The 14,982-nt window shown below is 49.4% G+C and carries 8 protein-coding genes; 5 read left to right on the top strand and 3 right to left on the bottom strand.

Features of this window, described 5'->3' with window-relative positions; all coding sequences use genetic code 11:
• Positions 1–849 precede the first annotated feature (849 nt).
• Positions 850–1,287, bottom strand: coding sequence for a hypothetical protein (locus HMPREF2955_RS10560; protein WP_070723384.1), 438 nt, complete (start codon positions 1,285–1,287; stop codon positions 850–852).
• 841 nt (positions 1,288–2,128) lie between these two features.
• Here HMPREF2955_RS10560 and HMPREF2955_RS10565 point away from each other — a divergent pair.
• The 5 genes from HMPREF2955_RS10565 to HMPREF2955_RS10585 all read left to right on the top strand — a co-directional run bounded on the left by HMPREF2955_RS10565 (position 2,129) and on the right by HMPREF2955_RS10585 (position 11,488).
• Positions 2,129–4,165, top strand: coding sequence for an Ig-like domain-containing protein (locus HMPREF2955_RS10565; protein ID WP_070723386.1), 2,037 nt, complete (start codon positions 2,129–2,131; stop codon positions 4,163–4,165).
• 190 nt (positions 4,166–4,355) lie between these two features.
• Positions 4,356–5,171: a DUF3108 domain-containing protein gene (locus tag HMPREF2955_RS10570; protein WP_070723388.1), complete on the top strand. Its 816-nt coding sequence runs from the start codon at positions 4,356–4,358 to the stop codon at positions 5,169–5,171.
• Positions 5,172–5,300: 129 nt separating this feature from the next.
• Positions 5,301–7,925 (top strand): DNA mismatch repair protein MutS, encoded by a 2,625-nt coding sequence (gene mutS / locus HMPREF2955_RS10575; protein WP_070723389.1) that lies wholly within the window; start codon positions 5,301–5,303, stop codon positions 7,923–7,925.
• A 384-nt stretch (positions 7,926–8,309) separates the two neighbouring features.
• Positions 8,310–9,263 carry a PCMD domain-containing protein gene (locus tag HMPREF2955_RS10580; RefSeq protein WP_070723391.1) on the top strand — a complete coding sequence of 318 codons (954 nt, stop codon included), beginning with the start codon at positions 8,310–8,312 and terminating at the stop codon, positions 9,261–9,263.
• 521 nt (positions 9,264–9,784) lie between these two features.
• Positions 9,785–11,488 (top strand): phosphoethanolamine transferase family protein, encoded by a 1,704-nt coding sequence (locus HMPREF2955_RS10585; RefSeq protein WP_070723393.1) that lies wholly within the window; start codon positions 9,785–9,787, stop codon positions 11,486–11,488.
• Between the two features lie 299 nt (positions 11,489–11,787).
• Here the strand turns inward: HMPREF2955_RS10585 and HMPREF2955_RS10590 are convergent, their stop codons facing one another.
• Both HMPREF2955_RS10590 and HMPREF2955_RS10595 read right to left on the bottom strand, forming a co-directional pair.
• Positions 11,788–12,792, bottom strand: coding sequence for a 2-oxoacid:ferredoxin oxidoreductase subunit beta (locus HMPREF2955_RS10590; RefSeq protein ID WP_070723395.1), 1,005 nt, complete (start codon positions 12,790–12,792; stop codon positions 11,788–11,790).
• Between the two features lie 248 nt (positions 12,793–13,040).
• Positions 13,041–14,888, bottom strand: a complete 1,848-nt coding sequence (locus tag HMPREF2955_RS10595; RefSeq protein ID WP_070723397.1) for a 2-oxoacid:acceptor oxidoreductase subunit alpha — start codon at positions 14,886–14,888, stop codon at positions 13,041–13,043.
• Between the last annotated feature and the right edge of the window lie 94 nt (positions 14,889–14,982).

Consider the following 14,982-nt stretch of genomic DNA (forward strand, 5'->3'; position numbering starts at 1 on the left):
TTCTCGCGAAGGTTTGTTTCGATGCAAAAAGGGGTTGCATGTGAATGTCGGCAAAATGAATATTTATTTAAAGCAACCGCCATTTGCACCAGTTTCGGGGCTATTTACTACAAAATGCAGTGCGTTTTGGTGCTAAACACAGTGTATTTTGGTGCTAAATGCAGTGCGTTTTGCCGCTAAATGCAATGCGTTTTGGTGCTAAACGCAGTACGTTTTGCCGCTAAACGCATGGCAAAATGCTACTAAATGCAAGGCAAAAAGCATAAACATCCACCACAATTGTATAAACAAAACCTTTTAGAACCACGAAACACATGGCCAAAAAGGGCAAAATAGGCATTAAAAAGTGGGGTTTTAGGGGAAAAAAGTGGGTAATTGGAGTTGAAAAAATACGAGTTGGCAACCAAACTAGAAAGGTAAAATGGTGCTAAATGCAGGTTATTGGCTTAAAAATAGACAAAGCGCAAGGCGCAAAAGGGTAGAAAAAACGGCTTTTTACCTACTTTTTAACCAATGTTTTCGCTAGAACGGAACGAGAATTAGGTTCTTCCGTTAAATGGATAGATTTGTACAATAATTAACTTTTACGGGTAAACAGATTCGCCACCTAATAAGGCAACAACAGAAAATATAACTAACTAAAAATGAGGATAGTAGAAATGGCGAGAAATGATATTAAAAATTCATCCTTACTAAAAACAAAATTCCTCATCTACGCATTTAACGGAAGAACCGAGAATTAGAGCGACATTGTAAAACAAAAGATAACAATTTAAGTTTTCGAGTTGATGGTCGAACTTGCTAATCACTACCCTTCCCATATGGAAAGGGGCGTGGGGGGTGGGCCGTTTAATTCCTCCTCACGCTCCCAACCAACAAGCCAATTGCACCGCCCAACATCAGTTTTCCCCAAAGGGGTAAGAACTCTTCGTTGCAAAGCAGGCTGAAAACAATGGCAAATATCGTGGTTAGCACTATGGCAAGGACTAGCGAAAGGGGCTTAATGCGCCATTCTAAACGCACAGGACACCTCTTTAACGCCTGTTCCTCGTTGTCACCAACCCTATGCAGCAAACGTTCTTCCACAGGTTTGTTCTCTAATTGCGCAATCAGTTTCAAGGCTTGTTCCATATCCGTTTCGTAAACCGTTATGGCTATTCCTTGCCCTGGTTGTTCTTTGTTGGCGGTGTTGGGCAACACCATGATATGATGTTCGGCAAGCAATTGGCTTGTCGCCCACGCCTCATAAAAATTGTTGCAAAGCTTTATTGTCACTTTTTCTTTCATAGCCGTTCAACTTAAATACAGATGAAACAATACATTGCAAATGTAATAAATTTCGTTTACACCGCAATATCATGGTGTGTTAAATCACCTATAAAGGGGAAAGGGTGAAAAGGTGAAAAGGTGAAAGGGTGAAAAGATGGCTGCGCCCTTTTAAAGGTGAAAAGGGGAAAGGGTGAAAGGGTGAAAAGATGGCTACGCACTTTTAAGGGTGAAAAGGTAAAAAGGTGAAAGGGGGAAAAGGGGGAAAGGTGAAAAGGTGAAAAGATGGCTAACGCCCTTTTAAAGGTGAAAAGGTGAAAGAATGAAAAGATGGTTGCTCCACCTAGGCATTTGGCTTAACTCCATAACTCCACAACTACTTAACTCCTTAAAGCTAACGCCACCTAAGCATTTGGCTTAACTCCATAACTCCTTAAATGTAACGCCACCTAGGCATTTGGCTTAACTACTTAACTCCTTAACTCCATAACTCCTTAAGCCTTGGCTGTGGGGCATAGCCTGTTTAAAATCCAAATATTCCCTAACAACAAAGCCATATTCCATTTTTTATTACTAACTTTGCCAACGGCCCAATTATGCCGTTTACACAAGGAATACAGGCTAAATGCTGGCATAAGCGGCGTTATGGGCAAACGTTACTCGCAACGGTGCAGGCTTGCTTGCACGCTGTGAGACGCATACACCTACGCATAACAGTAACGACAACAATGCACACGTTGCCCGCACGCCTACATACAACCAAGGTTTAGCCCTTGCATGCAACGAGGCAAAGGCCATATATTAAGGAGTGAACACGACAATAAAGAATGTGCAAACAAGCAACAGCAGGTAAAAGGAAAATATGAAGGAACGCAACAATACGGACAAGGCGCACACCACGCAACGCACAAGCAGACTTAATTGGCAACTGTGCCGTTTCGCCCTGTTGCTATTTACACTTGCATTAGTGGCCGCTTGCGCCCGAATGGGCAACCCCGATGGGGGCTGGTACGACGAAACACCGCCGCGTGTGGTGGGTGCATCGCCTGCCGAAAAAGCCACTGGCGTGAAGACAAGAAAGCTACACATACGCTTTAACGAATTTATCAAGATTGAAAACGCAACGGAGAACGTAGTGGTTTCGCCTCCACAGCTTGAATCGCCCGACATTAAGGCCGGTGGAAAAAGCATCGACATCGAACTGAAAGACTCGCTCAAAGCCAACACCACGTACACGGTGGACTTTTCTGACGCCATTACAGACAACAACGAAGGAAACCCATTGGGAAACTATACATACAGTTTCTCTACGGGCGAACATATCGACACGATGGAGGTGAGCGGGTGGGTTCTTGCCGCCGAAAACCTAGAACCGGTGAAAGGCATACTGGTGGGACTGTACGCTAATCTTGCCGATAGCGCGTTTCGTACGCAACCCATGTTGCGCGTGGCCAAGACCGACGGGCGCGGACACTTTGTTATACGCGGCATCGCACCCGGAAAGTATCGCGTATATGCGCTGCAAGATGTAGACGGCGACTACCACCTCACGCAGAAAGGCGAACAAATGGCCTTTAACCGCGAGGTTATCGTACCTTCGTCGAAACCCGATGTGCGGCAAGACACGCTTTGGCGCGATTCGTTGCGCATCGATTCCATCTCGCGCGTCAGCTATACGCACTTCTTACCCGACAATATCACGCTGCGCGCGTTTACACATGTACAAACCGATCGCTTTTTTACTAAGGCCGAACGAACGCTGCCCGAATGTTTCTCGCTGGTGTTTACGGCTGGCAGCAACGAACTTCCACAGCTGCGCGGACTGAACTTCAACAACGCCGAGCGCGCGTTCATCGTAATGCCCACGGCTAAAAAGGACACCATAACCTATTGGATTAAAGACTCCGCGCTGATTAATCAAGACACGCTGCGCATGCAGATGCAATATTGGAGTACAGACACCACGGGGCAGCTGCGCATGAAACAAGATACGATTGAAATTCTTTCGAAAACGCCTTACGCCAAAAGGCTGAAAGAAAAGCAAAAGAAAGCGGAAGAATGGAAGAAGGCACAAGACAAGGCGCAAAAGAAAGGAGAACCGTTTGAAACGATAATGCGCCCCGAGGCGTTGAAGGTGGAGGTGAAGGTGAACAACAGTATCGCTCCCGACGAGAACGTGCGGATAGACTTGCCAACGCCTTTGCAAAGTCTCGATTCGACAAAAGTACACCTTTACAGCAAGCGCGACACGCTGTGGTATGAGGCGCGTTACAGGCTCAGGGTGCGCGAGGGGGCCGACAGTTTGGCTCCCGTAGGAACCAATCTCTTGCACAAACGATGGTTGGAGCTGCAAGCCGAGTGGAAACCGGGCGTGGAATACAGCTTTGAACTCGACTCTTTGGCGCTCACCGACATCTACGGAACCACGTCGGGCAAGATAAAGCAAGGCTTTAAGGTAAGAGAAGACAAGGAGTTTGCCACGCTCGCCGTTTCGCTTACTGCGCTTACCGACTCTAATGTGGTGGTTCAGTTGCTCAACGGACAAGATGCTGTGGTGAAACAAACACGCGCCTTGGCTGGTACGGCCAACTTCTACTACCTGCAACCCGCAACGTATTACCTGCGTTTGTTCGTAGACCGAAACGGAAACGGTCGCTGGGACACGGGCGATTTCTATCGCGGAGAAGAACCCGAAACGGTGTATTACTTCCCCGAAGAAATAGAATGCAAGGCCAATTGGGATGCCACACGCACCTGGAACCCCACAGCCAAACCGCTGAACGAGCAAAAGCCCGGCAAGATTACCAAGCAAAAGCCCGATAAAGGCAAGAGCATAAAACGCCGAAATAGGGAACGTGCACGTGAATTGGGCATACCCTTACCGCCCGAATTAAAGTAAATGCCTTTGCCCGAAGGTCAAGGACTGAACGCCCCGAACTGCAAATTGCCACACGGCACATGCAGGAAACGGGGCGCAAACACATCATGAAACGTGAAAGCGGGGGAAGGATTAAGAGGCCTTTCACCATATAAATAACCCGCGATGCAAAGCCCAACGGCTGCGCACCGCACATTAAACACCTAACGAGATGAAGAAGATAAAGTTGGCACTGGTGCTGGTTGCGCTGCTGATGGCGGCACACATGCAGGCACAATGCACGTTTCGGAACACCGCTTTTAAGTCGGGCGAATTTCTCACTTACAACCTTTACTACAACTGGAAGTTTATTTGGGTGAAGGCCGGCACGGCATCCATGTCGGTAGTGCAAAGCGTTTACGGCGGCAAGCCCGCCTATCGGGGCAGCCTCATCACGCGTGGAAACAGCAAAGTGGACAATTTTTTCGTACTTCGCGATACGCTCATGTGCTATTCGTCGCTCGATATGGCACCGCTTTACTACCGAAAAGGCGCGCGCGAAGGCAGCAGATACACGGTAGACGAGGTGTTTTACAGCTATCCCGACGGCAGCAAGTGCCACGTTAAACAGCACTGCCAAACCCACGATGGAAACCATCTGTGGGACAATCGCACGCTAGACGAATGCGTGTTCGACATGATGAACATCTTTCTGAGGGCGCGTTCGTTCAACCCCGAAGGCTGGAAAAGTGGCAACGAAATACCTTTTACCGTGGCCGAAGGCGATGGTTTCATCCCTGCCACGCTTAAATATAACGGCAAAACGGTGGTTAAGGCAGACAATGGCGTGAAGTATCGCTGCCTGGATTTGTCCTACATCGAGCGCAAACCCAACAAAAAGCCCAAGGAAATTGCCCGTTTCTTCGTTACCGACGACAGCAACCACGTTCCTGTTCGCATAGACATGAACCTTAAATTCGGCAGTGCCAAGGCCTTTGTAGTGGGCATGAAAGGGCTGCGAAGTGCAGTGTCTTCGACCGAAAAATAAAGAATGCCGGGCTAGGAACAGGGAACAACTAGGCCACAAGAAAACCTAGAAACACGAGGGCAACAAGGCCTTAACCGAACAGCCTGCCTCGCCCCCAAATACGATACAACAAATAAAACCACCCATACAATGGCGCAAAACGATCAGGGGTTAACCCCCATGATGAAGCAATTTTACTCTTTCAAGGCCAAACATCCCGATGCCTTGTTGCTTTTCCGTTGCGGCGACTTCTACGAAACATACAGCGAAGATGCCGTAGAGGCATCGCGCGTGCTGGGAATAACCCTCACCAAACGCAACAACAAAGGCAATAGCGATGCCACAGAGATGGCTGGTTTTCCCCATCATGCGCTCGACACCTATCTGCCTAAGCTTATCAGGGCGGGCAAACGCGTGGCTATATGCGACCAACTGGAAGACCCCAAACTAACGAAAACGCTCGTGAAACGCGGCATAACCGAACTGGTTACGCCAGGAGTGGCAATGGGCGACAACGTACTTAACTATAAGGAAAACAACTTCTTGGCCGCCGTTCACTTTGGAAAAACAGCTTGCGGCGTGGCTTTTCTCGACATTTCTACGGGCGAATTCATCACCGGACAAGGCTCGTTCGACTATGTGGAGAAACTTCTGGGCAGCTTTGCACCCAAGGAAGTGCTGTACGAACGCAACCACAAGAAGGACTTTGAACGCTATTTTGGCAACAAACACATTGTGTTCGAACTGGATGATTGGGTGTTTACCGAACAAACGGCGCGCCAAAAGCTGCTTAAACACTTTGGAACGAAAAACCTAAAAGGCTTTGGAGTTGAGCATGTTCAAAGCGGAGTGGTGGCCGCCGGCGCCATCATGCAGTACTTGGAGATTACGCAACACACCAATATCGGGCACGTAACCTCGCTGGCACTCATAGAAGAAGACCGCTATGTACGACTGGATAAGTTCACCATTCGGTCGCTCGAACTCATACAACCCATGCAAGAAGACGGCGCATCGCTGCTGAATGTGGTGGACCGAACCGTAACGGCTATGGGTGGGCGCTTGCTAAGACGATGGTTGGTGTTTCCACTTAAAGAGGTAAAGCCCATCGAGCAACGCCTCGATGTGGTGGATTACATCTTCCGTTATCCCGAATTTCGCGCCCTACTCGACGAACAACTGCACCGCATTGGCGACCTAGAACGCATCATTTCGAAGGTTGCCGTTGGCCGTGTGTCGCCCCGCGAGATGGTTCAGCTTAAGAATGCGCTGCTAGCCATACAGCCATTGAAGATTGCTTGCTTGGAGGCCGACAATGAAACGATACGCAGGATAGGCGAACAAATGAACCTTTGCGAAAGTTTGCGCGACAGAATTGAAAACGAAATACAACCCGACCCGCCACTGGTTGTGAATCGCGGCAACGTTATTGCCGAGGGGTTTAGTCCTGAACTGGACGAACTGCGCAACATATCGCGTGGCGGACGCGATTTCCTCATCGACATTCAGCAACGCGAAGCCGAGGCAACAGGCATCAGTAGCCTTAAAATTGGCTACAACAACGTGTTTGGTTACTACCTCGAAGTGCGCAACACCTATAAAGATAAGGTACCGGAAGAGTGGGTTAGAAAACAAACTTTGGCCCAAGCCGAACGCTATATCACGCAAGAATTAAAGGAATATGAGGAGCGAATATTGGGTGCCGACGAGAAAATTCAGTCGCTAGAAGAACGTCTTTTCAACGAATTGGTTACGGCTACGCAAGAGTTTATCCCCCAAATACAAATCAATGCCAACGTTGTGGCGCGGCTCGACTGTCTGCTTAGTTTCGCCAAGACCGCCGAAGAGAACCGCTATGTGCGCCCCGTGATTGAAGATAGCGACGTGTTGGATATACGCCAAGGCCGACATCCCGTTATCGAAACGCAGCTACCACTAGGCGAACACTACGTGCCCAACGACATTCAGCTCGACACCGAACGACAACAGATAATCATTATCACCGGTCCGAACATGGCCGGTAAGTCGGCTTTGCTCAGACAAACGGCTCTTATCGTGCTCCTTGCGCAGGTAGGCAGCTTTGTTCCTGCCGAAAGTGCGCGCGTTGGACTGGTAGATAAAATCTTTACGCGCGTGGGGGCGAGCGACAATATTGCGCAAGGCGAGTCTACTTTCATGGTAGAAATGACCGAAGCATCGAACATTCTCAACAATGTTTCGCCCCGTTCGCTGGTTCTTTTCGACGAATTAGGGCGCGGAACATCCACCTACGACGGCATTAGCATTGCTTGGGCCATCGTGGAATACCTGCACGAGCAACCCAAAGCGCGCGCCCGAACGCTCTTTGCCACCCATTATCACGAACTAAATGAAATGGAAAAGAACTTTAAGCGCATTAAGAATTTCAACGTCAGCGTGAAAGAGCTTAACGGAAAGGTTATCTTTATGCGCCGATTAGAACGCGGAGGCAGCGAACATTCGTTTGGTATACACGTGGCCGACATCGCTGGAATGCCCAAAAGCATTGTGAAAAGGGCCAACACCGTGCTTAAACAGCTTGAAAACGACAACGCACAGGTGGGCGGAACCGTGAGTAAGCCCAGTGTTAAGCACTTAGACGAAAGTCGCGAGGGCATGCAACTAAGCTTTTTCCAACTAGACGACCCCGTACTTTCTCAAATTCGCGACGAGATTCTAGGTCTCGACATCAACAACCTCACGCCTATGGAGGCCCTTAATAAGCTGAACGACATAAAGAAGATTGTGGGCGGATAGGGAAAGGTGAAAGGGTGAAAAGGTGAAAAGATTGGGAAAGGTGAAAAGGTGAAAAGGTGAAAAGATGGGGAAAGGTGAAAAAGGTGAAAGGGTGAAAGGGTGAAAAGATGTCAGTATCAGCTGATGAAAAAGCATGTTTAGTTTGGGCTAGAAAAACTAGAATAACTAGAATAACTAGGAATACTAGAACAGCTAGGAATACTAGAATAACTAGAAATGCTAGATAGACTAGCCCACTAGCTTACTAAACCTAATACACGTAACTCCATTAACTCGTTAACATGTAAACTTGTCAACTCGTCAACTTGTAAACCTGCCAACCAACAAAGGCAAAAAGCCAGCCCTTTACATCTTACATAGGGCACAACTAAACAAGAAATCAACATGGATAAAGCAACATTAGTTATCGTCATGGCATCCCTTTTCGTACAGAGCGGGATGGCTCAAGAACGCGAAGAACCCATTCTATACGGCAATATGGACCATTGGGTTACACGTCGCATCACTGAAAGTACCATCATTGGCGGCAACGAAAAAACCCTTTACGAGATTGGACCCGACCGCACACTAACAGGAAACACACCTTATATTAACCTTGGACACTCGCCTTGGGCCACATCTAACGTCATGGCTAAGGTGATGGGCATAACAAAGACAAACCAATCGGTATATCGCGACGCACATGGAAAAGGCTATTGCGCCAAACTAACAACACATATCGAACACGTAAAAGTGCTGGGAATGATTAACATCAGCGTACTTGCAGCAGGGTCGGTGTTTTTAGGCGACGTGCGCGAACCTATTGGCGGAACTAAGGATGGCGAGAAAGCACTAAACTGGGGCATTCCTTACACGCAACGTCCCAAAGCCATACGGTTTGACTATCGAACCGCCCTATCTGCCGAAACCAACCGCATTAAACAAACTGGATTTAGTAAAGCCCAAACCATTGCCGGCCGCGACTGCGCCACGGCTTTGCTTATATTACAGAAAAGAACAGAAGATGCTAATGGTAATGTATCGGCCTTGCGCGTGGGAACAATGGCGGTGGAGTACAACAAAAGTACCAACGGATGGGTGAACAACGCCACTTATCCCGTACATTATGGCGACATACGCAACACATCTGGGTACAACGCCCGACTGATGGGACTTAGAGCCACCGATTATGTGCGCAACAGCAAAGGCAAAAGCGTACCGTTGAAAGAAACGGGATGGGCCGCAGCCAACGAAACGCCAACCCATCTTATCGTCCAATTCTCATCTAGCAACGGCGGAGCATTCATCGGTTCGCCCGGCAACACAATCTGGATAGACAATGTTCGGTTGGTTTTCTGATGTTCGTAAAGGAAGAACACTCGCACGCTCAGTGTCTTTCTCTACAACCAATACACTGACAATCAGCAAGACAATGCCCCACAACTGCTTACAGCGAACACGTCTAAAATGAGTCAAGGGCGGTGTACAAAGCCAGAAACCGACGTTCATGGAAGGCCTCTACAAGAAAATTGTGGCCTGTTTGAACCAAACAAATAAGGAGAAAAGTTGCTGTCGGGGGTGCTGTCGCTACATAAATAAGCTGGAAACACAAGGCTGTAAACTCGATTACCTCATACTCAATGGGTGCTGTCGCTACACAAATAAGCTGGAAATGCAAGTAGCAACCGTACCACCTCAAATGGTATAGCCACGTGGTTAGCCCATGTCTCGGTGTTACTTCGTTTCTCGGTCACGCACCTTTCGCACGTGCTGCACAACTGGGGCACTGGTTATCGACGGACATTTAAGAACAACAGCAACCCCACAACAAAACTACGACATGGGCAACCGTGGGCAGTGGGGCTTTATATTCAACACCAATGAAACCTTTTAAACAAATATGTAGCGGTGCACTTACACCGCAAACCGCGTTTTGGTTGGGCCTCTCCGTATTGGCCTTACCCAATGTTTGCTTGGCTTACACCGAGCCCTTGCCCTTGGTTTCGCGCCTTGTAGGCATAACATTGCCGCTCTCCGTCTACGCCGCCTTACTCACATTGTGGTGCAAACCGGGCCGAACACTGTGGTGGCTCTTTCCCCTGGTGTTCCTTTCTGCCTTCCAAATGGTGCTGCTTTATCTCTACGGCCATTCGGTTATCGCCGTAGACATGTTCCTAAACCTCGTTACCACTAACCCCAACGAGGCCGGCGAACTGCTCAACAACTTGCTGCCAGGAATGGTTTTCGTCATCGTTCTCTATGTGCCAACATTGCTCTTGACGGCCATATCGGGCTTTCGCGGTGGGTGTCTGTCGGCAAATTTCACCCACAAAGTACGCCGTTCGGCAGGCATTTTGGGCATTGTAGGCTTATGCTTAGCAGGCTTTGCGCTTGCCAACGGCTTTCGTCCTTCACTGCATCTCTATCCGCTTAACGTGTTCGAGAACATCCGTTTGGCCATAGTTCGCACTCAAAGGACGGCACACTACCAGCAAACCGCAGCCCAATTTAAGTTCCATGCCACACCCACACACCCCAATTCGGAGCGCGAGATATATGTACTTGTGATTGGCGAAACGGCTCGTGCACCTCAATTTAGGCTCTACGGCTATCCGCGCAATACCACTCCACTGCTCTCTGCCCTACCTTCTCTCTACGCGTTCGACCACGCTTTGAGCCAATCAAACACCACGCACAAGAGCGTTCCCATGCTGCTCTCGCCCGTATCGGCCATCAATTACGACAGCATTTACACGCGCAAAAGCCTCCTGACTGCCTTTCGCGAGGCTGGTTTCCACACCGTGTACCTCTCCAACCAACTGCCCAACCACTCGTTTATCGACTTCTTTGGGCAACAAGCCAACCAATGGCGGTTCATAAAAGAAGGCAAACCCGACACCTACGACGGCTACGACCAACGCCTTCTGCCATTGGTAGACAGTGTGCTGGCCTGCAAACGACAGAAACAACTCATCGTTTTGCACACATACGGGTCGCATTTCGAATACCGCAAGCGTTATCCGCACAACGAAGGTGCATTCTTTCCCGACGAAAACAGCGACGCCAAACCCCAAAATCGCGTTGAGTTGATAAACGCCTACGACAACACCATCTTGCAAACCGACCGCCTTTTGGCTGCGCTTATTAGCCGCATCAGTAGCACAGGCGCATCAGCAGCCCTGTTATATGCATCCGATCATGGCGAAAACATCTTCGACGACGCTCGTCGTTTGTTTCTCCACGCCTCGCCCGTGCCTAGCTATTACGAGTTGCACGTGCCGTTATTGGTGTGGCTTTCGCCGCGTTACGCCCAGTTGCAACCTGCTGTTGTTACAGCCTTACGTACCAATCTGCACCAACCCGTGTCCACTAGCGTAAGCGTTTTCCACACCTTTGCCCACCTTGCAGGCCTGCGTTCGTCCTGGGTCAATGTTCAAAGTTCGGTGGCATCGCCCACCTATCAACCCCAACCTTGGCTCTATCTCGACGACCACAACCGTGCCGTACCGCTCTTACAGATGCTGCGCTCGCCCTTAGACACCAACATTTTGCGGCAGAAAGGCTTTCTTAACAACAAACACTAAGCCTTAATCACAATGTCTTTCGCCAACTACCGCGTAGCGGTTCACCTGCTGAAATAACTATTAGAGCAACGTTAACCCATACGGCTAGCAAGAAAGATGTTGTTTGCTTGCCACAAACGCACGGCACTAACATACGTTATACATGGTTGCTAAGCACAGAATACAGGGCCTAGACACACAAAGCCCCTCTCCAAGGCGAGCGGGAGCAAACATGCCATGCGTAAACAAGGCATGCCACTCCCTTCTCTCCGTGGAGAGGGGGACGGGGGGTGAAACTTCTATTCTGAGGCAGTAGGCTGTTACTTCACCTCCCAAATATCGTTCGTTTCAAGCAGTTCCGTGAAGTTATGATAGGCGGCTTTGGCCTTCACATCCTCAATTTGCTGTTCAACGCAGGCCTCGTAAGTAGGCGATTCAACGTCGCGGATGATGCCTAACGCCACAGGGAACCCCTGTTCGTTGTTCATTAGCGCCAGTTTCATTTGCAGCGTGTGGTCTTCGGCATGTGCATCGTGCACAAGCACATCGTCTAATGTTGCGCCGTTTTCGCCCACTTTCACCACTTTCAGCCCAAACCCTTCTTGTGCCAAGCCATATTCGTTGTTCTCTCCGAAGAGCATTTTCTCGCCATGTTTTAGGTAAATGGCGTTGCTTTTGCGGCCAGGCGACGAGTAAACGGGGTCGTAAATGCCGTCGTTGAAGATAACGCAATGCTGCAAAATCTCGCAAACAGAAGTACCCTTGTGGCGTTGTCCGGCCTTCATCAGCTCCATAACGCCTTGGTTATCGGTAGCCACGGCACGCCCAAAGAAGTTGCCGCGTGCGCCAAATGCCAGTTCGGCAGGGCGGAATGGGTCTTCAACCGTTCCGTAAGGCGACGACTTCGACACAAATCCGCGTGGCGAAGTAGGCGAGTATTGGCCCTTAGTTAGTCCGTAGATGCGGTTATTCAGTAAGATAATGTTAATGTCTACGTTTCTGCGCAGACAGTGAATAAAGTGGTTTCCGCCGATGGCCAGACCGTCGCCGTCGCCGCTTACCTGCCAAATGGTGAGGTATGGGTTAGCAACCTTTGCGCCGGTGGCAATTGCAGCCGCACGTCCGTGTATGGTCTGCATGGCATAAGTCTTCATATAATAAGGCAAACGGCTCGAACAACCGATGCCGGAAATCACTGCTGTTTCGTATGGAGCGATGCCTAAGTCGGCCATCGCCTTCTGCAACGATGCTAAAAAGAAATGATCGCCGCAACCAGGACACCATCTCGGGGTGCCTTGTTTATAATCTTGTGCTGTATAAGTCATAACAGTTGTTTTGTTAGTTGACGAGTTAAAGCCTCACCCCCAACCCCTCTCCAAGGGGAGAGGGGATGGTATGCTTTGTTATTAGGTGGCTAAGATGAAAGAGAAAGTTGGTGGGTTTTGTGGGCTTTGTGGGTTTTTATTCAGTCTTGTTAGACTTGCCCCAGCTATCAGCTTGCTTATAAACCGACAGCCATTAGCAACACAACATACGGCTTAACTCCTTAACTTCTTAACTCCTCGTCGCCATTTTATTCCTCTATAATCTTCTTGAACGCCTCAACCAATTCGGTTACAACAAGCGGTTGTCCCTTCACCTCATTATACTGGTAAGGCACAAATCCGTCTATCTTTCCGCGCAGGTACATGGCAAACTGACCCATGTTTTGTTCGGCCACAACCACCTTTTTGTATTTACGCAGCACCTCTTCGGTGTTGGCGGGCAAGGGATTGATGTATCTGAACTGCGCCAAAGCCACCTTTTTGCCCTGCTTGCGCAAAGCTTTCATCGCCGAGAAAAGGTGTCCGTAGGTGCTACCGAAACCAACGATAAGCAAGTCGGCATCCTCATCGCCCTGCACTTGCACATCGGGCACCTTAATGCCAGCCACCTTTTGTGCGCGCAAATGCACCATGAGGTTGTGGTTTTCGGGCTCGGTAGAGATGCTACCTGTCTTTCCGTCCTTCTCCAATCCGCCTAAAATATGTTCGTAACCAGGCGTTCCGGGGATGGCCCAATAGCGTGCTAGCGTTGCCTCATCGCGGCGATAAGGGGTGTAGTTGCCGCGCATTTCTTCGGTTGCGAAGTGCGGATGGATGTCGGGTAGCTTGTTTATGTCGGGCAATTGCCATGCAGCCGACCCGTTTCCGAGAAATCCGTCGGTGAGAAGTATCACGGGTGTAAGGTATTCCAAAGCTATTTTGGCGGCCACGTAAGCCGAATCGAAACAGTCGGTAGGGCTTGTTGCGGCGATAACTGGCATGGGCGACTCGCCGTTTCTGCCGTACAAAGCCTGCAAAAGGTCGGTTTGTTCGCTCTTCGTTGGCAGTCCAGTAGATGGTCCGCCGCGCTGTACGTCTATTACTACAAGTGGAATTTCGTCGATAACAGCCAAGTTGATGGCCTCGCTTTTCAGGCAGATGCCAGGACCTGAGGTTGATGTGGCGGCCAGCGCACCAGCAAACGACGCGCCGATGGCGCTTGCACAGCCTGCTATTTCGTCTTCGCATTGCACCGTTTTCACGCCCAAGCTCTTGTGTTTGGCTAGTTCGTGCAGGATGTCTGTTGCGGGTGTGATGGGATAAGAGCCTAAGAACAGTTGCAAACCAGCCTTTTCTGCCGCGGCGATAAGTCCGTAAGCCGTGGCCTTATTGCCTGTTATGTCCATGTAACGTCCCTTCGTTTTCACCTTCGACTCGATGCGATAGGTAGCCGGAACCGATGCGTGCGTGTTGTGTCCGTAGTCGTATCCGGCCATCACCACCTTGATATTGCTTTCGGCCACATGCGGTTTCTTGTGGAATTTCTTACGCAAGAAGTCGAAGGCCAGCTCCATATCGCGGTTGAAAAGCCAGCATACGATGCCCAATGCAAACATGTTTCGGCACTTCAACATCGACTTATTGTCCATACCCGTGTCTTTAAGGCACTCTTTCACCATCGTGGTGATGGGGCAAGCCACCACGCAATCGGCATCTATGCCTAGTTCGGTGAGGTAGTCGTCGGTTTTAAACTCAGCTTTTTTAAGGTCTTTCGGGCCAAAGCTATCGGTATCGATGATGATTGTAGCCTGCGGACGGGCGTACTTGTACTGCGTTTTCAGGGCGGCGGCGTTCATCGCAACAAGCACATCGCAGAAGTCGCCGGGCGTAAGCACCTTGTCTTCTCCGATGTGTACCTGATAACCCGACACGCCGTTAAGCGAGCCTTGCGGTGCACGAATGTCTGCCGGGTAATCCGGAAAGGTTGAGATGTCATTACCAACGGTTGCAGAGATGGTCGAGAAGATGTTCCCCGCCAATTGCATTCCGTCACCCGAGTCCCCTGAGAAACGAACCACAACTTGGTCCAATTCTTTCACTTCCAATTCTTCGGACATAATATTAGCACTTATAGATTGTTTATAATTAGAATTGTGGCAAAAGTAAAACAAATAAAAGATAGTTACAAATTTTTGAGCATGAATTTTATTA

The sequence above is a fragment of the Prevotella sp. HMSC073D09 genome (assembly GCF_001814145.1).
In the GTDB taxonomy this organism is placed as follows: Bacteria; Bacteroidota; Bacteroidia; order Bacteroidales; family Bacteroidaceae; genus Prevotella; species Prevotella conceptionensis.